The organism is Bacillus sp. BSL6 (assembly GCF_052928345.1).
Genome location: NZ_JAVGCW010000005.1, coordinates 1 through 20,300 on the forward strand (window position 1 = coordinate 1; position 20,300 = coordinate 20,300).

The following is a 20,300-nucleotide window of genomic DNA, read 5'->3' on the forward strand; positions in this document are numbered from 1 at the left end:
CTAATGCGTTTAATGTTGCGATATGAATCGCCGTTGGGAATGCATCGTTTGTTGATTGCGCCATGTTTACATGACTATTTGGACTAATATAATGATAGTCTCCCTTTTCCATTCCTAATAATTCAAGAGCACGATTGGCAATGACTTCATTTGCATTCATGTTCATTGAAGTACCTGCTCCGCCTTGGATTGGATCTACGATAAAATGATCATGCCATTTTCCATCGAGAATTTCTTGAGCAGCTTCTGCCATCGCGCCGCCCTTGTTCAATTCCAATCTTCCTACATCTGTATTGGCAAGCGCTGCAGCTTTTTTTACAACTGCGAACGCTTTAATTAAACTTTCATGGATTTTATACCCTGTAATCGGGAAATTTTCAACAGCGCGTAAAGTTTGAATTCCGTAATATGCCTCAATAGGTAATTCCTTTCCTCCCAAAAAATCATTCTCTACTCGCACGTTCTTGTTTGTCATTGCCATTTTAATTTCTCCCCCATATTAAATGTAAAACCTAAATAAATCATATGAAGTCGTTACCAATCCTTATCAGATTTTATTGTTAAATCGTAGGCTAAAGGCTCTTCAATAATTTTTTTAATCTCTTCTAATTTATTAGTTTTTCCAAGCGTCCACATCAATTTTGCTATGATGGCTTCCGTATTCATATCTCCAGACAATATTACTTGATGTTGTGCCACTTTCCGTCCTACTTCATAGAGAAGTATGTCTTCTCCTTCTTCCAGGCATTGAGTAGTAATCACTACAGCAATCCCCATTTCAGTCAACTCTTGAATTTTCGAAAGCAAGTTCCTTCCTTCAAAAGGTAATCCACCGTTTCCAAAACTTTCAATAATAATCCCTTTATACAAATCTTTTAAACAATCAAATATCTCTGGCTTTGTACCTGGATACAATTTCATAAGAAAAACATCCGTACATAAATTAGTATTTATTGAAAGTTCATTATGTGAGGAAGTTGGCTTCCAATGATATTTCACTTCATCTTCATTTACCTCAGCAACATATGGAGAATTCACACTTTCAAATGCATCATAACTTTTTGTTCGCATTTTAACTGCTCTCGTCCCAATAATCACCCTACTATCAAAAACAATAAACACACCGCCAACATTCTCACAGGCAAACCTAAGAGCATCAGCTACATTTTTCTTTGCGTCTGTCTTTTTAAAACTAATAGGTACTTGTGAACCTGTTAAAACAACTGGTTTTCTTAAACCTTGCAGCATATAAGATAACGCAGAAGATGTATAAGCTAACGTATCCGTTCCATGTGTAATCACAAACCCGTCATAGTCATCATAGTGATTAAAAACAGCATTAGCTATTTCTTTCCAGTGCTCAGGTTGCATATTGGTACTATCAATATTCATTAAGATTTTGCAATCTATTTCTAAGTTTCGAGAAGACTTCGAAAAATAATTCAATAATTCCTCAGCGGATAATCCTGGAACAAGCCCCTCATTCCCCTCCACAGATGCAATTGTCCCACCAGTTGCAAGTAATAAAATTTTCTTCATACACAACCCCTCCATAAAATAAACAACAATATATCGTTCGCGTAATGCGTATTTATATTTATCATTATAGAACTTAATTTGAATTAATCAAGATTTTGTATTCAATGCGCGTACTTTTTTTCTATTCTTGATTCTTTTTCTATGTTATAATTAATTTAATAAAATTAGATGGGGTATGAGACGAATGCTGGAACGTTTATCTGAATTAAGAAAAAATCAAAAGTGGTCCTTACAAGAGACAGCAGATCGACTTGGGATTGCGAAAAGCACCTATGCCGGGTATGAAAATGGTTATAGATTACCTTCCTTACAATCTTTATCTAAAATAGCCGATTTATTTGATACATCTGTAGATTATATATTAGGTCGAATTGAACATTCACATCAAAACAAAGATGTAATTGATATTACAAGACTCCTAAACGATCCAGATCCAACACTTTTCATAGATGGAGAAGCACTGTCAACAGAAGAGATAATAGATTTTATTGCTTTTGTGAGAAGTAAACGAGAACTAAGTTCCAAGAGAATAGAAAATATTGAACCAACATGTAAAAGTTGATTCAATAAAAAACGAATACACTGCACTTTTAAACTAAAAAATACTTAGACAATTAATTTGTAAACGGTATATATAGGATTAGCTTTAGGAATATTATTAATCCGAATTTATTTTATTAACTTCATATTTATAAATTACATTTTAATATTTTGTATATGCAAAATATTCTTCTAAAAACAAGGACTTACCGCTATTTTAGCGTTACTTGCCCTTTTATCAGTCATATAGAACTAAAGCTTTTCAATAAAGGAACTCATTTGTAAAAAATACGTTATTCTTTCTGTAGATTTATAAGAAAGGATGGCGTTTTTGTATGTCTATTTCTGTATCGAAAGAATTTGGAAGTATAACAGATTTCAAACAAGAATTAGCAAAGTATATAGAGTACTATAATCATGAAAGAATCAAGGGAAAATCAAAGGGAATGAACCCAGTATTGTACTAGGCTCATTCCCTAAAGGCTACCTAATAAACCGATCTTTCTAAATTTCGGGGGGGGGGGGGCACATTCTAGTTGAATTGCTAAAAGCAGCGAATTTACTAATTTAAAGTTAAGTGTTTAACCTTGACGTACTTAAATTCTTTTTTCCAGATAAAGCATACATTATATCTTGATGCTTTATTGTTCTCTTATAATTATGTGGTATCGGGAATTTATTTCGGTGTTCTTTCATTAGAATTAAAGTTTGAAGTTCTATACTCAATACTTTTGCGAGAACATGATAGTTATATCCATTGTTTAACAGAGAAATTATGTCATAAAACATAGTTTTTCCACCCACTAATTTTACTAATCTATTCTTTAACTCATCCCTTTTTTCTTTTGCTTCATCCATTTCTAACAACATGGATTTTTTATTTGTTTGCTTAATGTATTGAGTATATAACTCTGGGAATTCTTTTTGGACTTCTTTGTTTAATACTGGTTTATATTTAATCATATAAGTAACTTGTAACAATGAGCGTTTTAACAAACTATCTTCAATGAGATACGCTACTTTATTAAATAAATGCACATATTCCTTAATATTGGAATAACTATTAAAATGAGCTAATACTCTACTTTTTATACTAAAAGCCTTGCCTATATAAATAATATTGTCATTATAATCTTTAATGAAATAAATACCACTGTCATCTTTTTCTAATTCATGATCCAGTTTTTCTAGACTCATAAAATGCAATTCACTCATACTTTCCTCTCCTTATTAGCTTTAAATCATGAAAAACAGGCAAGTTTTCTAAAAAAGGTACTCTGCTGTCCTAGGTTTTTTCATTTTATCTCTTGCTAAATGTCAAAAAACTGTTTCTATGTTATTCAACTATCAATATGATTATTAATAAAATTTTCTATCGTTCTTATCTCGCAATTTTATCATGTAATTTCGAGATCGTTTCCTCATTTAAATTACTGTGTTTTATCGAATAAAGGAAATATATTACTCCCCCAATAGTAATCCAAATACTAAAGTACACCCATGTGCTTAACGGTAAATTTAGCATTAAAAATACACAGCATACAATTGCAACGCATGGTAATACAGGTACAAAAGGTACCATAAATCCACGTTTTAAATTTGGGTGTGATTTACGAAGGATAATAACTGATAGACAAACTAACGCAAACGTCACCAAACTACCAATATTAACCAAATTAACTAATTCTTTCAAATCAATAAACCCAGCTATTATAGAGCTCCCTATTCCTGCTAATCCAGTTATAAAAGTGGGTGCTCCAGTTTTCTTATTAACTTTCGCAAATGATTTCGGTAACAATCCATCACGACTCATTGCAAAGAATACTCGTGTTGCTGCATACATATTGGAAAAAATAACAGCCATAAGGCCAATTACAGCACCTGCAGCAATTGCACCAGCGACTTTTCCTTGTCCTACCACTTCCATTACATAAGCCATTGCCTCAGGAACATTTAATTCTTTATAGGAAACCATTCCTGTCATAACAAGGCATACCATAATATAAATAATTGTACATATGATTAATGATGCAATAATACCGATCGGAAGATTACGTTTCGGATCTTTTACTTCTTCTGCTGAAGTTGCTAATATATCAAAACCCGTAAAAGCGAATAAAATAGCTGCTCCACCCGTAAAAACTCCACTTAAACCGTATGGTGCAATTGGTATCCAGTTCATTGGTTTTACATAGAATATACCAACCGTAATAAACAACAGAATCATTCCAATTTTAATCAATACCATTATATTATTGATTCGTTTACTTTCCTTCGTACCACGGGATAACATCCATGCTAATATCAATGTAATGATTACTGCTGGTAGATTCACAATACCACCATGCGAAGGAATCGTTACTAGAGCTTTAGGTATCTCTAATCCAAACCCTTTTATTAAATTGTGGAAATAGCCTGTCCATCCAGCAGCGACAGCCGCTGTTGCCACAATATATATTAACAGCAATGACCAACCTACTAGATGAGCAACAAACTCACCAATTGTTGCATATGAGTACGTATATACACTACCAGATGCCGGGAGTGTGGAAGCAATTTCTGCGTAACATAATGCTATAAATCCGCATATAATTGCTGCAAATACAAATGAAAAAATAACTGCTGGACCAGCATCTCTTGCTGCTACTAATCCAGTTAACACAAGAACACCTGTTCCAACTATCGAGCCTACTCCTAACATAATTAAATCAAATGCTCCTAATGTTTTCGTTAAAGTCTTGCTTTGATTATGCTCTAACAATTGTGTAACGGATTTCTTTTTTAGTAAATTACTCATATTTTCTGTATCCCCTTTAAAATAAGGTTTGTTCGTCTCGTTAGTGTTGTATATAAATTTACTTAGTTATTAACTAGCCTCATAATATTTCTTTTACATTAAATAGATTTGAAATATTATATAAATTCGCTTCTCACTTACTAGTTAAACTAGACATTTCCATAGATTTTTGCGTACAACGTTTCATAGCTGAAATGATAGCTGTTCTTAAACCTTTTTCTTCTAGTGTTGCTACGGCTTCTATTGTCGTTCCACCTGGAGAACAAACCATATCCTTCAATTCACCTGGATGTATTCCTGTTTCCAATACCATTTTTGCAGAACCTAATGCAGCCTGAGCCGCAAATTTATAAGCTTGTTTTCTCGGCATACCGCCAAGTACAGCAGCATCTGCCATGGCTTCTATAAACATATACACATATGCTGGAGAAGAACCACTAATAGATGTAACAACATCCATTAGTTTTTCATTTACGACCTCCGTCTGGCCGAAAATATTAAATATGTTCAGTACCTCTTTTATATCTTTTTCTGTAACCATTTCATTAAAACATAACGCAGACATTCCTTCTCCAACAAGTGCCGGTGTATTAGGCATTACTCTAACAACTTTTAACTTTCTACCAAATTCATTCTCAGTGCTCTTAATACTTTTTCCTGCAGCAATAGTTACAACGATTACATCATTTTTTATTTGATCTTTTATTTGGTTAATTACCGATGAGTATAAATCTGGTTTGATTGATAAAATTAAAATGTCAGCACTGTTAGCGACTTCATTGTTGTTAGTAGTTATAGTTATGCCATATTCATTACTAGCATTTTTTAAATTAAGGACGTTTAAATCTGAACAAATTATTTGATCTGGAGAAACTATATTTTTTTTAATCATCCCACCTATCATAGCAATACCCATGTTTCCACATCCGATGAATCCTATTTGTTTATTCATAATAATTTGCTCTTGCTCCTTCTACTCTAAATTTTATTGATTTTGAAATTATTATTCTAAATAAGGGCTATTACAATTACTGGGTTTATCAATAGAATTTAAAAATTCTCCTTCCTATATAGAGCTTACATATACCTCTAATAATTACTTATTTTCAAAATCCCCTTCTATTTGCACTGCTTTCGCTTGCACTTCAAACTCCCTCCTATTCAAACTTGTAAAGGATATATAACGATTCCTCTTTTTTTCCTAACGTTAAATAAAACACCATTAGTAACGGTTGTTATTTACTTTATAGTGCAAAAGAAGTGTATAGGATAAAGAATGAACTTTTAATAAAATCATTTCTTTAATCTATAATAAGAAGGACATAAAAAAACAAAAAGTTACAAAAATTTTCAAATTAAAATTTTCGTAACTTTTTGTTTTTGTGTAAATATAAGGTCAATTGAGACGTCTCACCGTTTTAAACTTGATGCTCCATAATCTTGTATAGTTACGTTTATATGATATTTAATCGGTACTTTACTAAATGTTCGATCCCAATCTTTTTTGACTTTCTCCCATGTTCTCGGGTGCTTAATTCTTAATTGGTTTCCAAAACCCGCAATATCGACTTAATATTCTTTTTGTATTTTTTTGTAACATGACGTACTAAGTGCTTTACTTCTTTTTCAATAGCTTTTTCTTTCCTTTTTAAAAATTCATTTTCAAAATTTCCTCATGAAAGAAAAAAAGATGCTAGAAGATAGCATCTTTTTTTAAATTCAACTTACTATGTATTTATATTTTATTTTGGAAATACTCATTTTTTTAATGAATATTAATATGTAAAAAATACATATTCTTTTGTTCTAAGTTAGTACATTTCTATCGAATCGATACGGAATTTTCTGATTTTAAAACCAATATGAAATAAAGGAAAATACTCTCTTAGAAAAACTATATAAAACAAATAACTTTAAAACAACTATCAATCTATTAATTGAACGTAATAATGAGCAAGAGTTTATCATCTTAATTCCAAGTGTATTCGTTTTGCTTCAAAATAAAGAACTTGAATAAATTTTTTCGTATCAATACGAGCAGGTAATGTTGGTTCATTATTCAATTCTGTCATCTTTCTCCTTACGGTAGTAAAATCAAAAAATCTAGAAGCATAATTTTCGAACTTCGGGTTTAAAAAATCAGTAAGTCCAAGGGATGCTAAATGGTCTAATGATTGATAAATTGCTCTCCGAATCCGTTGTTTGGAAGCCTCTATGAATCTTTTTAATTCGGTATCTTCAGCTGAATCCCCAAGTTTTTTTTGAGCTAAATTCATAAAAATCTCTTTTAGTGAGGGAAAACCTTGTTCCAACGTGTTATCTTGTTCATATTTATATAAATAATCTAGCATATCCATTAAATCTTTACTTCCACTTTCACTGGCTATTCCTAATTCAGACAAAAGAAAATGAATGGAATTTTGAAAATGATTAAAAGTATTTAAATGTTTTTCATTACGGTATTTTTCTTGCACACTTGAATTACTATCCAATTTTAGTACTGTATTAAGCGATTCTTGAATGTTTTTTATCGATTTTTCCAAACGAATTCGTTCAATGACTTTCCGAACAACTGTTAATACTTCAATCCGGTTAATCGGCTTAATAATATAGTATTCAACGCCAAGCGAATAAGCTTCAGCAATTAATTCTTTTGATTCTACTTGAGAGACCATGATGATTTTCCCTTTAAACGAAGGTTTTATTTGACGAATAGTTTTTATTCCATCTTGAATTGGCATTAACAAATCGATAAATAAAATGTCTATATTTTTAAGGATTAGCATTTGTTGCTCTAAAGATAAACCATCCTCAGCTTCTCCTATAACCTCCCCAAGATCTTCATCCTCGATAATTTGAGCCAACATTGAGCGAACCGCTTTTTCATCATCTACTATATAAAAATACATAGAATCACCCTTTCGAAATTATATGATCAATCCCTAATCTAATTATAAAAATTGATCCTTTTCCTTCGGTTCTGTCCTCAAGCGTAACATCACCTTCAAGTTGTTCGACCATTTCTTTAACATACGATAATCCGATACCTGTCGATGGATTGCCTAAATCATCATATTTAGAAGTAAACCCAGGCTCAAAAATTGAATCTTTATATTTTGAAGAAATACCGGGACCATTATCGCCTATTTGGAATTCAACAAAATGATGGTCTTTATTAATGTCAATTGTGATGGTTCCCATACCTTTGATAGCCTCTACAGCGTTTGTAACGATATTATTTATAATAGATAAGATTGTGTAAATATGATAATGAGGATGCACACCATCAATTTTATACACAAATTGGATGTCTTTCTCTAGCAACCGTGCATATTTCGCATTTGCCCGTATAATGATATTTACTAGTTCATGTACAGACATATAATCTGTAAAACTTTCATCAGAAATTAATTTTGAAAGTCCCGCAAAAATACGTTGGTTATCCTTTTTAACGTCATGGACCTCACCAGCAATTTGTAATGCCTGTTGCCTTAAATCCCCAAACTGAAAATCCATCTGTTTGTGCTCAAAAGAGTCTAAAGTTTTATATAAATCATAGGATTTTTTTGTTATATTCTCAGCATCTTGTAATGTTTTTTTTAAATGAACAGCATCTTCATATAAATTAGAGATGAGCATGAGCATGTGTTCATTTTGTTTCTTTATGTGTTTCTCCCTTGATTGCGCTTCATACAATTTCATCATATTGAAAAAGCTTAGAACTATAAAACTATGGGAACATGCGATAACAATGATCTCATTTATTGCCTCGGATGTGATCGATGTTTTTAATACGAAATATTGAATCATTAATTCCACACAGTCTGACAGTATTTCAATCATGCAACCAATCAAACCAATCATTAGTGGTTGATGATAAAAACGTTTAATTTTTGCTAAATGAAAGAGATACGAATAAGTAAAATAAAAGAAAAAACTAGGATAGTGAGTATGAAAAGCGGCTAGCCAATCCATATTTCCCTTTATAATGACATCCATTGAGATACGAAATACTACCACGACTATCGCTGTTAAAAAACCCGGTAAAAATGCTGGAATTCGTCGAAACAATAACAAAAAAAAGAAAAATGTTGGTGCACCAAAGCTCATTCTAAATGTTTCATTTAAAGGAAATGACTTTATTTCACCTACTAAGGGTACTGTAAGTATCATTAAAACGAGAATATAGATGTCTTTTTTTACTAAATTACTAAGATTCAAAATAATCACTTCTCACTTTCGCCTAACAGTCAGTATACAAACCTATTTGCATTAATACAATACTTACTCTATTTTTTTCAAAAACTGATAAATAAGATATAAACGAAAGCATTATAGATTGTGAGTATTCATTACACTCTTCTACTTTAGAAAGATACTTTATAACTCAAAAATGTTCAGACACAATATAAGGTCTGAACACTTTTGGACTCGCTCTAACACCAAAATATCTGTGCTCCTTTTTAAAATATACTTAAATCCCATTCTTTTGCAATATGTTCTAACAACATAATTCCTGGTAAACTATTCCCATACTCATCAATGGCTGGTCCGTAAATACCAATACCACATCCATCTTGGAACGATAAATCCTTCCTAGATTTTGAGGGAACAAGTGTCATAATTCCGCCGGATACCCCACTCTTAGCTGGTAATCCAATGAAAGCAGCAAATTTTCCAGAAGCATTGTACATTCCACAAGTAAGCATTAAAGCTTTTGTTAACCTAGCTACTTCTTTAGGGAGCACTTGTTCTTTGCGAATAGGATGATATCCATCATGTGCCAGTATAAGCCCTATTAAGGCAATATCTTCTGTATTTATTTCAATCGAACATTGTTTTAGGTAAACCTCTAGTGTCTCCTCCACATCTGATTCTAGAAAACCGTTCTCCTTTAAATAGTATGCTAATGCTCTATTACGATGAGCCGTTTCCCATTCTGATTGAAATACTATTTCATTAATAGCGGGACGCTTCTCTATCATTTTTTCAATTAATACGTATATAGATTCTAATTTTTCTTGCACCGATGTCCCTGGCAAAAGTGAAGCTATCGTAATTGCTCCAGCATTAATCATAGGATTAAAAGGTTTTCCTGGTTTATGTATCTCCAAACGAATAATCGAATTAAAGGCATCTCCAGTTGGCTCTACGTCAACTCGTTCTAATACATAAGAAATACCGCGACTTAAACAAGCGGCTATAAAACCGATTACTTTTGATATACTTTGTAATGTGAAAGGTATCTCCCAATCTCCTGACTTTATCATTGTTCCATCTGGCTTTACTATACAAATACCTAACTGCGAAACATTTATTTCCCCCAGAGCTGGAATATAACTGGCGCTTCGTCCCTTAGCTGCATACGTTCGATAATGAGCTACCCATTGATCTAAGTAAACTTTTTCTTGACCCTCAACTTGAACGCTAGAATCCTTTATCATTTAATCATATTCCCCCGTACTATTAACTTTATATAGAATGATTTTTTCTTTACTATAATCAATAATATTTGCACTAGAACCAAGAAAAATATTCAGACATATTGCAGTCTGAATATCTTTCTTATTACACACTTTTCTTTTTTGAAGTTTCCTCATAACTATCCCAACATTCAATATTTTCAAGCCCTTTAATGTTTTCTTTATAAAAAATAGGATCTTTACCAGCTTTTTTCTGGTTTATATAATCTTGTAATGCCGCAAATGCTACTTTTGAAAGTAAGGTAATAGCAATTAAATTAATAATAACCATAAAGCCCATAAATAAGTCCGCTAAATCCCATACAATTTGAATCTTTGCAACAGAACCAAATACAATCATAGCCAATACACTTATTCTGTATATCATTAACCACACTTTACTTGTATGTAAGAAGCGAATATTTGTTTCACCATAATAATAGTTGCCAATTAACGCACCAAATCCAAATAAAAAAACAAAGATAGCAAGACAACCCGATGCCCAAGGACCGATGTGTTCACTTAATGCTGCTTGTGTCAGTGCAATACCATTTAATCCCGGTTGTTTATATGCATCAGACAGCAAAATAATAAAGGCAGTGCTAGTACAAATGATTAATGTATCCGTTAATACACCAAATGCTTGAATCAGTCCTTGTTTCACCGGATGGCTTGTTGTTGCTGTTGCGGCAACGTTTGGTGCACTTCCCATACCAGCTTCATTTGAGAATAAACCGCGTTTAACTCCATTCATAAGTGCTGCACCAATTGAACCACCTGCTATTTGTTTAAAACCAAATGCGTTTTGAACAATAAGAGAAAGAACTTCCGGCATTTTTGATATGTTGGTAACTACAACAAATAATGCAACTCCAATGTATAATACCGCTAAAAATACCACCTTGTATTCAGCCATTTTTGCAATACGTTGTACACCACCAAAGATAATTGCAGCAAAAGCAATGGCCATGATTATCCCAACTGTTAGACGATCTGTACCAAATGAGTTTTGAAAAGCGATTGTAACTGTATTTGATTGTACTGAATTGAATACAAGACCGAAAGTAATTGTGATTAAAATAGAGAATAATACTCCCATCCAACGTTTATTCAACCCTTTTTCCATATAATAGGATGGACCACCGCGGAAGCCAGTTTTATCTTTTACTTTATATATCTGTGCTAATGTGCTTTCGACAAAACTGGAGGCCGAGCTAATAATAGAAATAATCCACATCCAAAATACAGCTCCAGGACCACCTAATGCAATTGCAATCGCAATTCCTGTAATATTCCCTGTTCCAACGCGGGCTGCCATACCAATACAAAACGCTTGAAAAGGAGAGATTTGATCTTTAGAACCACTTTTTCCCTCCATTAATACACGGACCATCTCTTTTAACATTCGAAACTGTACAAAATTCAATTTAAATGTAAAATAAATTCCGCAAATAACAAGCATAATAATTAACAATTTAGACCATAAAAAATCATTTGTTGATCCGACTAACTCTACAAAAAACCTTTCCATATCATCACTCCATGCCAAAATTTATCTATCATAATCTATATAAAATCACCTATATTTCCTGGTATAAATACCTCTTTCATATTCAAATACAACAAGGATAAAAATTTTCTATATGAATCGGATTGGCCTGTTTAAGCAAACATCACAACATGTAACCGTAAAACTGAAATTTTGAAGTACTTAACGCTTATGCAAACAGATGTTCTACCTCTTTCTGCAAACTAATATTTTTATCCACTAAAATTGTTGTACTATTATGTTTGTTTCGTTTACCGGTGATTTAAATCATAATAATCAATAGTGATTAAGTGGTTTTTTTTATTTTCTCAAGAACATGGAAGTATCTCCTTTCTCACTACTAATCTCAAAAATAGGCTACGTAAAAACTTTACGAAAATTCTATAAAGCGCTTTCAATCTTCAACTAAGAGAAGCTTGTCTTTAATTTATAATTAAAAGTACAGAATGTTACGAAAAAGTACAGATTTTTATAAAAACAAAAAAATATTTTAAGATTTTTCATCTAAAAAACAGTGAGATTTTGTGAATTTTATACAGTATCCAAACGTCGCAGATGCTGTTCTACCTAATCTCTGACAAGCCTCTATTTTCTTCATAAAAACATGCATATTTTTTCTCTTTTAGAAGTTCATATAAAGTATTTGAAATCAAGAATCAATAGGATATTATAAGAATATTTAAAAAATAAAACATTTAATTTATTTATGGTATCATACAAAAAACATTTGTTTTCTCAATTAATCCCCCTAGTTGGGTTCGTCTATATTGCACATATTTACAACATTAAAGACACTAAGGAAAAAAGGATTTTGTTGAAGGGATGAAAACATTACAAAACTCTTATTTAGGACCTTATGACATCCTCTTTTCTAGCAATATCGAGTTTTCCCAAAAAACGTATATTTACTAACATAGATTACAGGTGGTGTATTGTGAAAGAAATAGTATTCGTTCAAAATAAAAAAAGACTCCTTATGAAATTCGAATTTTTAAAAAAGGATTTAGTACTTACCATTTCACTGATACTAGCAATTGTAAGCTGCTTAATACATTCGCCAAAGATCGAATATATTAACTTTGAAGTGTTAATTAGCTTATTTAATCTAATGGTGGCCATTAAGGCCTTGGAACAGCTAAAGATATTAGACAAACTTGCCGTTGCAATTTTAAATAAATGCAATAACAGCAGGTCAATATCTATTATTCTAATTTTGTTATGCTTTATTTTCTCCATGTTTGTAACAAATGATGTTGCTCTCCTCACTTTTGTACCAATAACACTTGTCATTAGTAAAAAAACACAAATGAACATGATGGATACAATCATCCTGCAGACAATCGCGGCAAACATCGGTAGTAGCTTGATGCCTATGGGAAACCCACAAAATTTATACCTATATTCTTACTATGGAATTAAGCTCATCCCATTTTTAGGTTCAATTCTGCTTTTAGCTGTACTTGGAATTAGTTTGTTATTTATATTTACTCAAAAACTTCAAAAAACAGATTTGAAAATAGAACTACCTGTTATTACCGTGAAAAATCGAAAAAAAGCTACCGTCTGGATTTTGATATTTATCACTATCATTGCATCTATTTTTGGTGTTATTAATTATTACATTGCACTAATAGTCACATTGATAGCAGCATTTACGTTAGATAGAAACTTACTATTTAAGATCGATTATTTTCTTCTAATAACCTTTGTCTGTTTTTTTATTTTTATCGGAAACATTTCCCATTCGGATATGCTGGGGACATTTGCTCGCGCTAATTTAAGAGGAGATACTTCAGTCTTCTTTAGTTCTATATTTTTGAGTCAATTGATTAGCAATTTTCCTACTTCAATTCTTCTATCAAACTTTACTTCTGATTGGAAAGCTTTATTACTAGGAGTAAATATTGGAGGGCTTGGAACAATTATCGCATCTTTAGCCAGTGTAATTTCCTATAAACTATTCATTCAGGCCAATGGTAAAGAGAGTAAGGCGTATTTCATTAAATTTAGCATTTACAACTTTTCATTTTTAATCATACTTACATGTATACAATACTTTATGTTTAAATTTCTAAAATTTTTTTAAAAAATTGATTCCTTTAGAAAAACCCAAATATCTCAGCATTCAATTGAGAAATTTGGGTTTTAATATAGGTATGTTTAAAGAGATACAACAAAGTTACCATCAATTTAATATTTTTAGATTTTCTCACAGCGAAAATCTTTTAGCTTTTACGTTATTTATTAGATTTCAGTTCATTTTTTATGCACTCAGTTATATAATAAATGACTGAATTTATAGGGTAATAACTTTCAATTAACAATAGAAATATAACTTATTTCAATGTTATTTCATTTTTGAAGTCCTCTTCACAAAATCCTTAATGTCCCTCAATTTTTTCCGCTAATATTATCTTTGATGGTTGAATCTAGTTCAATTTCTAATTTTGCAAATGCTACTCCTACACAATTATAGATACTTGATCCAAAAGCAAGATGTCTTGCAGTACCACTAAATGCCTTTTTAATATCAATGTCAGGACGATAAACGTTGAATTTATCAGATCTTTCAATACGTTAGAGTCACAATTCGTTGCACCAATCATACAGTAGTATCCACATAACTAGTTACATTCTCCTTTTTTCTATTGTTAATAGCTTCGTAATAAAAGCTGTTAAACAGCAAAAGTGCGAAGTCTTAAATTAGACTTCGCATCTTATACAAATTTACAATCCGTGACGATACCAACACAAATGCAATACTATATACATACTAATCACTCATTATATCTGTTGCCCTTTTAATTGGCCAATGTAACCCCTTAGCCATCTCTCATGATTGGTTTGATCGTTTCTATATACTTAATCCCCTCTATACTCATTTCAACCGATAATCTATTCCGATTGAAATTACAAATGACAAAATTTTTTCGTTTTTCCTTTTTGCCTACTTGCTAAATTCAGCAAGTAAAATATCTTTAAAAAATTCCGGATTATTAATGTTTAAACTGTTCGAATTGATAGCGAGTGTATGTTTACCTCCAAGTGTTCCACCAACAAAAGTGGAAAACCCTGGAACGGCCCCCCTGTGTCCCCATACCGAGACACCATTTGGAAGCTTAATTTCAAGTATTCCAAGACCATATCCAGTTCCCTCTCTTTCTGTAGGAACTGTAGTAAGCATTTGTTTTAATTGCTGTTCCTTCAGTAATTTGCCACCTAGTAAGTAAGAGAAGAATTTGTTTAAGTCGTCAGCAGTAGAAATCATATCTCCATCCGAGCTACCTGGGTTAATATAAGTAACGTCTTTTAGCTCATTTGCTCCGTCTAGTTGCAAATAGCCACGGGCATGCTTTGTGCCTGGAATCACGCTTGAATTGCCAGGTAGGAATGTATTTGACAAATCAAGCGGTTCAATAATGCGATTTTCAACCTCTTCCGCATAGCTGTTTCCAGTTACTTTTTCAATAAGGATCCCCAGTAATACGTATCCTGTGTTTGAATAAGACCACGCCTTTCCTGGAGCAAAGTCTGGGGGAAGAGAAATCCCCATCTTTACAAATTCTTCAGCTGTATACGATTTTTTTATATCCGTAATATCAAAATCTTTTGAATTTATATAGTCAGCAATACCACTTGTATGATTCAATATTTGCCGGATCGTAATCTGGTTACCATCATATCCGTTTCCTTGAATGACACCAGGCAACCATTTTTCAATGGAGTCATCTAGATTCAAACGGTTCTCTCCAGATAATTGAAGTAGCACTGTTGCAATGAACGTTTTCGTCACACTGCCAATGCGAAAGCGAAAATCTGCTTTCATTGGTTTCTTAGTTCTCAGATCCGCTACCCCAGCGGTATAACTCCAAGTTTTACCACCCTTAGAAATTTGAGCGAGTATTCCCGGGTATCCAAGTTGCAGTTCATCCCGTATTGCTTTCTTAACGGAAGTACGATTACTTTGCGTACTTGTTTGTAACGAACTAGATACATTTTGCGTAGGTTCTGCTTTTACAATTGAGGCTGGTGTTATGTATAACAGGGAACTTCCAGCTATTAAAAGCGCTAGACTTGCACATGTAATTTTACTACGTATTTTCATAAAGAATTCCTCTCTTCTATTAAAATTGTATAGATAGTTGATAGCAGTGTCCTATACGAACCACACAGCTATCCATTCTCCCAATGATGAAAAGGCAACAATGTATTTGCAATCATTGTATTCATTATTTTCACAAAACACTCTTGTTACTGATTGTTTTATATGTAGGACGTACTTATTCCCCCCTTTACGCCTCCTCATATTTTTATCCTACATATTGAAAATCTCTTTTTCCTTACCTATCCCTTACAAATTCCTTACATTCGAAATTGTTTCTATAATGATAGGATTGAAGTAGCGTCTGTGCCCGAAAGTGCAAAAAAACACCGATGTTTGTCGTTTCGGTGTTTTTTTACGTTTTAAATATTGAATATTCTTTTTACTCTTAACAAGTTAAATTCTTGTTTTTTTCTAATGTGATTATTCTTCTTGCTATATCACACAAATGAAATTGCACTGCACGAACCATTCCTAATGTTGTTAAAACCACTTGTTTCTATTTATACAAAAGTACAGATAAATTGAATACGCGTCCAATCACAAGTTGCTGTTTTCTAAACTCAAAGTTTACCTCTCTAATAAATGGAAATAATAGATCTATAAACCATTGGATGGAGGATTTATAGTGACAAATAACAATAATTACGATGGAATATTACCCCATAATGCCGAGTCTTATTGGACGAACAGTATCGATTTACCAAAATACCCTTCCTTAGAAAATGACATGCAGGTCGATGTTATTATTGTAGGAGGAGGAATTACTGGCATTACTTCTGCCTATCTTTTAGTAAATGAAGGTCTAAAAGTCGCTGTTATAGAGGCAGACAAATTATTAAATGGAACGACTGGACATACGACAGCTAAAATTACTGCTCAACATGATATGATTTATGACGAGCTTATCAGATATACCGGAAGAACTACCGCAAGATTGTATTACGAAGCAAACATCGATGCTTTAAAATTCATTCAAACCACAATCAATAAACATCAAATCGATTGTGATTTCACTCAACAAGATGCTTATCTGTATGCCACAACAGAAGAATATGCATATAAGTTAGAAAAAGAAGCAGAAGCTTATAAAGAGCTTCATATTGAAGGTGAGCTTGTAAATAAACTTCCTATTGATTTAAAAATACATAATGCACTTGTTATGAGAAATCAGGCACAATTCCATCCACTTAAATATTTAGCCCATCTTTCAAATATAATTACAGAAAAAGGTGGATACATCTTTGAAAATACCACAGCAGTAAATATAAAAACAGGCGAGCAACCTGTGGTTCTTACCCGTGGAGGAGCTCAAATTACAGGGAAGTATATTCTCTCTTGTTCCCATTTCCCTTTTTATGAAGGTGCAGGACTTTACTCTACAAGAATGCATGCAGACCGCTCTTATATAATTGCCGCTAAGACAAGAACAGATTATCCAGGTGGTATGTATATTAGTGTAGATGAACCGACACGTTCTCTCCGTTCCACAACAATTAATGGAGAAGAATTTATTCTTATCTCTGGAGAAAGTCATAAAACAGGACAGGGTGGAGAAACACTAAAGCATTATGAGGCCTTGGAAATATTTGGCCAACAAGTTTTTGGACTTGAAAAAATTGCATATCGTTGGTCAGCCCAAGATTTAATTACACTAGACAAAATTCCTTATATCGGTGAAATCACATCTGATCAAAAAAACATATTAATTGCCACTGGATACAGAAAATGGGGTATGACTAATGGAACTGCAGCTGCTCTTTTATTCCGAGATATCATATTAAAAGAAAAGAACAAATTTCGGGAATTATATACTCCCTCCCGTTTCCATATGAATCCAAGTTTAAAGAACTTCTTAGTCGAAAATGCCAATGTTGTTGGTCACTTAATTAAAGGAAAGTTAGAGATTCCACAAAAATGTATTCGTGATTTATCTAACGATGAAGGGGCTGTCGTTGATATTGATGGACATAGAAAAGGAGCTTATAAAGATGCAGAAGGTAAGCTTCATATTGTAGATACAACTTGTACCCATATTGGATGTGAAGTTGAATGGAACAATGGAGAACGTTCTTGGGATTGTCCGTGCCATGGTTCGCGATTCTCATATACAGGAGAAGTACTTGAAGGGCCTGCTGAGAAACCATTACAAAAATACGATTATAAAATGATAGATAACCTTACTTCAGAAGACTCTGGTTACTAATTAAATTTATGTAAGCCAAAACAGCTACATAGCATGTAGCTGTTTTGACTTTTTTAACTCCTTATTGTCCGTAATCTCAAATCGAAATATAATCTGTCCTATTCCTATTAATTCAAGAAATATATTCTTCCCCAACATGAAAAATTGAGTTGAACTTCTAAAGATAACTATGAAAGGATGAAATTGAATTTACAATTACAACCAACATACTCCCGTTTGAGGGTAACTCGGTTTTATTCGTTTGATGATGTTATAGTCATACTCCTAAAACTGACAACTTATAAGAGAATATCATTTTTCACCTTCTATTCTAACTAACAAGTCTTGAAATTCGTTTCTTCTTCCATGAAAGTTTATAATATCCACATTGCAAAAGTAAACTTGCAATAAATGCTGCTGGATATCCAATCCATATTCCTTTTATACCAAGATTTGTATGATAAGAAAGATAATAAGCAACAGGGACTTCTACAAGCCATATTGATACGACACCGATAATAGTGGGCCATAATACAGTTCCACTTGCTCGCATTGTCGCACCAATAATTTGAGCATGACCGAAAATTAAGTAACTCCAAAGTGTAATCATCACCAAACTATGCGCAATTTCAACTGTATTCGTGTTCGTTAAGAATAATGATAAGATTTCTCTTGAAAACAAGTAAATAAAAGCAATTAATATACCACCAATTATATAATTCATAATAATTCCAGCACGAATAACTTCCTCTAATCGGTTAAATTGTTTCCCACCAATAGATTGCGCAGCAAAAATAGATACCGTAATTCCAAGGCTAACCGCAGGCATCTGAACATAACTTGCAACCTGGTTTACAACCCCATATGCAGCAGTCGCATCAGAACCGAAACGATTCACAAATGCGATTACCGCAATCTCAGATAACGAAACGAGAATCATATTAATACTCGCTGGAATTCCAAGGTGTAATAATAGTTTTAATAAATCCCAATCCATACGAAGATATTTCCGTACAGTCTCATCTAATTGCAGTGGATGATTCTTCTTCTTCAAATACATAAGCATAACAATAAATGTTACAACGGTCGAGATAACAGAAGCATAGGCAGCTCCGTACACACCAAGTTTGGGTATTCCTAGCCAACCAAAAATTAGAATAGGTAATAGAATTATATTTAAGACTGTACTAACAATTAAGAAATAAAACGGTGTCTTAGAATCTCCTGTACCTCGTATAAACGTTGTATAGGAGAAATATAGAAATAAAACTGGCATAGAAATAAATAAAATACGCGCATAATGCACACTCATATCAATTATATTCTCTGGCGTACCCATAAAACGCATAATGTTCAGAGCAAATACATTTCCCGCTATTGCCAAAATAACGCCTATTATAAAGGTAAATGTTAACGTCGTACCAACAATGGCTTTTAAACGATCTTCATTACGGGCTCCAAATGCCTGACCAATTAAAATCGAACTACCCGATCCAATCCCAATTACAAACGAAACAAGTAAAAAGAATAATGGAAAAAATGCTGAAATGGCAGCTAATTCATTCACACCAAGCCATCGTCCAACTACCACCATACCAAATAATTGTCCAACTGATTGTAATATGTTACTTAAAAGCAAGGGAACTAGAAACATAAACATTGATTTCCATGTTGCTCTCTCTCCCTTTTCTTGATTTTTTAATTTTTTACTTTTTTGAATACTATCTATCGATGATTTCACATTTGATTTCCCCTTTTATTTGGAGGAATTATGTTATTCCGAGAATAATACGTTAAAAATAAAAAAAGAAATTTTTAAATTAACGTTATTATCTTATCCATAGATTTCCCCCTACGTAATAATGATTTTTGAGAATTTGTTTATCTATTCATTCTTTCTACCATTTATCTCTTTCCCCCAAAAATTTTGATATAAACGAAATGAAGCTTTCCCCTTATAAAAACCTATTCTGATATTTCTTCTAAGCAATAGTAAACAGCTTCCTTACCCCTTCAAGTTAACTCTTCAACATCTACGGCAGTTAAATTAATTTGCGTTGCATCATTTATTTTAATAAAATTATTTATATTATTAAATGTAATAAACAATTAGGAAGCGAAATTGG

Annotated in this window: 14 protein-coding genes and 3 pseudogenes; 4 read left to right on the top strand and 13 right to left on the bottom strand. The window is 32.6% G+C overall.

What is annotated here, in order from left to right:
* Both RCJ96_RS16825 and ansA read right to left on the bottom strand, forming a co-directional pair.
* Window positions 1-481 (bottom strand): lyase family protein (locus RCJ96_RS16825; RefSeq protein ID WP_446699820.1); only part of this gene is annotated, 481 nt, incomplete at its 3' end.
* Window positions 482-534: 53 nt separating this feature from the next.
* Complete coding sequence (ansA, locus tag RCJ96_RS16830) at window positions 535-1,539, bottom strand: asparaginase (RefSeq protein WP_229138121.1); 1,005 nt, start codon at window positions 1,537-1,539, stop codon at window positions 535-537.
* A gap of 184 nt (window positions 1,540-1,723) precedes the next feature.
* Between ansA and ansR the strand changes: the two genes are divergently transcribed.
* Together ansR and RCJ96_RS16840 are read left to right on the top strand one after the other, a co-directional pair.
* Complete coding sequence (gene ansR, locus RCJ96_RS16835) at window positions 1,724-2,101, top strand: HTH-type transcriptional regulator AnsR (RefSeq protein WP_000893554.1); 378 nt, start codon at window positions 1,724-1,726, stop codon at window positions 2,099-2,101.
* A gap of 331 nt (window positions 2,102-2,432) precedes the next feature.
* Window positions 2,433-2,546: pseudogene (locus RCJ96_RS16840) on the top strand (IS3 family transposase); the annotation flags it as partial.
* Between the two features lie 106 nt (window positions 2,547-2,652).
* Here RCJ96_RS16840 and RCJ96_RS16845 read toward each other — a convergent pair.
* The 8 genes and pseudogenes from RCJ96_RS16845 to RCJ96_RS16880 all read right to left on the bottom strand — a co-directional run bounded on the left by RCJ96_RS16845 (window position 2,653) and on the right by RCJ96_RS16880 (window position 11,869).
* Window positions 2,653-3,294 (bottom strand): nucleotide excision repair endonuclease, encoded by a 642-nt coding sequence (locus RCJ96_RS16845; RefSeq protein ID WP_074607309.1) that lies wholly within the window; start codon window positions 3,292-3,294, stop codon window positions 2,653-2,655.
* A gap of 166 nt (window positions 3,295-3,460) precedes the next feature.
* Window positions 3,461-4,876, bottom strand: coding sequence for an amino acid permease (locus RCJ96_RS16850; protein ID WP_074607308.1), 1,416 nt, complete (start codon window positions 4,874-4,876; stop codon window positions 3,461-3,463).
* A 133-nt stretch (window positions 4,877-5,009) separates the two neighbouring features.
* Complete coding sequence (gene proC, locus RCJ96_RS16855; protein WP_074607307.1) at window positions 5,010-5,828, bottom strand: pyrroline-5-carboxylate reductase; 819 nt, start codon at window positions 5,826-5,828, stop codon at window positions 5,010-5,012.
* A 458-nt stretch (window positions 5,829-6,286) separates the two neighbouring features.
* Window positions 6,287-6,546 (bottom strand): annotated as a pseudogene (locus RCJ96_RS16860) (Ger(x)C family spore germination C-terminal domain-containing protein); the annotation flags it as partial.
* Between the two features lie 294 nt (window positions 6,547-6,840).
* Entirely contained in the window at window positions 6,841-7,785 is a 945-nt protein-coding gene (locus tag RCJ96_RS16865) for a response regulator (protein ID WP_000274078.1), read from the bottom strand.
* Between the two features lie 4 nt (window positions 7,786-7,789).
* Window positions 7,790-9,106 carry a sensor histidine kinase gene (locus RCJ96_RS16870; RefSeq protein ID WP_000584796.1) on the bottom strand — a complete coding sequence of 439 codons (1,317 nt, stop codon included), beginning with the start codon at window positions 9,104-9,106 and terminating at the stop codon, window positions 7,790-7,792.
* A gap of 233 nt (window positions 9,107-9,339) precedes the next feature.
* Complete coding sequence (gene glsA / locus RCJ96_RS16875; protein WP_074607305.1) at window positions 9,340-10,320, bottom strand: glutaminase GlsA; 981 nt, start codon at window positions 10,318-10,320, stop codon at window positions 9,340-9,342.
* A 124-nt stretch (window positions 10,321-10,444) separates the two neighbouring features.
* Window positions 10,445-11,869, bottom strand: coding sequence for an alanine/glycine:cation symporter family protein (locus RCJ96_RS16880; protein ID WP_060631427.1), 1,425 nt, complete (start codon window positions 11,867-11,869; stop codon window positions 10,445-10,447).
* A gap of 952 nt (window positions 11,870-12,821) precedes the next feature.
* On the opposite strand from RCJ96_RS16880, the gene RCJ96_RS16885 reads away from it, so the two are divergent.
* Window positions 12,822-13,973 carry an anion transporter gene (locus RCJ96_RS16885; RefSeq protein WP_074607304.1) on the top strand — a complete coding sequence of 384 codons (1,152 nt, stop codon included), beginning with the start codon at window positions 12,822-12,824 and terminating at the stop codon, window positions 13,971-13,973.
* Between the two features lie 261 nt (window positions 13,974-14,234).
* Here the strand turns inward: RCJ96_RS16885 and RCJ96_RS16890 are convergent.
* Together RCJ96_RS16890 and RCJ96_RS16895 are read right to left on the bottom strand one after the other, a co-directional pair.
* Window positions 14,235-14,493, bottom strand: a pseudogene (locus tag RCJ96_RS16890) (cytochrome P450).
* 341 nt (window positions 14,494-14,834) lie between these two features.
* Window positions 14,835-15,992 (bottom strand): serine hydrolase domain-containing protein, encoded by a 1,158-nt coding sequence (locus RCJ96_RS16895; RefSeq protein ID WP_416504084.1) that lies wholly within the window; start codon window positions 15,990-15,992, stop codon window positions 14,835-14,837.
* A 625-nt stretch (window positions 15,993-16,617) separates the two neighbouring features.
* Between RCJ96_RS16895 and RCJ96_RS16900 the strand changes: the two genes are divergently transcribed.
* Window positions 16,618-18,195: an FAD-dependent oxidoreductase gene (locus RCJ96_RS16900; protein ID WP_080493708.1), complete on the top strand. Its 1,578-nt coding sequence runs from the start codon at window positions 16,618-16,620 to the stop codon at window positions 18,193-18,195.
* A 310-nt stretch (window positions 18,196-18,505) separates the two neighbouring features.
* Here the strand turns inward: RCJ96_RS16900 and RCJ96_RS16905 are convergent, their stop codons facing one another.
* Window positions 18,506-19,834: an MATE family efflux transporter gene (locus tag RCJ96_RS16905; RefSeq protein WP_416504125.1), complete on the bottom strand. Its 1,329-nt coding sequence runs from the start codon at window positions 19,832-19,834 to the stop codon at window positions 18,506-18,508.
* Window positions 19,835-20,300: the final 466 nt, after the last annotated feature.

Coding starts and splice junctions, on each gene's coding strand:
- RCJ96_RS16880 (WP_060631427.1), bottom strand. CDS start 11,869: ATGGAAAGGTTTTTTGTAGAGTTAGTCGGATCAACAAATGATTTTTTA.
- RCJ96_RS16895 (WP_416504084.1), bottom strand. CDS start 15,992: ATGAAAATACGTAGTAAAATTACATGTGCAAGTCTAGCGCTTTTAATA.
- ansA (WP_229138121.1), bottom strand. CDS start 1,539: ATGAAGAAAATTTTATTACTTGCAACTGGTGGGACAATTGCATCTGTG.
- glsA (WP_074607305.1), bottom strand. CDS start 10,320: ATGATAAAGGATTCTAGCGTTCAAGTTGAGGGTCAAGAAAAAGTTTAC.
- ansR (WP_000893554.1), top strand. CDS start 1,724: ATGCTGGAACGTTTATCTGAATTAAGAAAAAATCAAAAGTGGTCCTTA.
- RCJ96_RS16905 (WP_416504125.1), bottom strand. CDS start 19,834: ATGTTTATGTTTCTAGTTCCCTTGCTTTTAAGTAACATATTACAATCA.
- RCJ96_RS16845 (WP_074607309.1), bottom strand. CDS start 3,294: ATGAGTGAATTGCATTTTATGAGTCTAGAAAAACTGGATCATGAATTA.
- RCJ96_RS16850 (WP_074607308.1), bottom strand. CDS start 4,876: ATGAGTAATTTACTAAAAAAGAAATCCGTTACACAATTGTTAGAGCAT.
- RCJ96_RS16865 (WP_000274078.1), bottom strand. CDS start 7,785: ATGTATTTTTATATAGTAGATGATGAAAAAGCGGTTCGCTCAATGTTG.
- proC (WP_074607307.1), bottom strand. CDS start 5,828: ATGAATAAACAAATAGGATTCATCGGATGTGGAAACATGGGTATTGCT.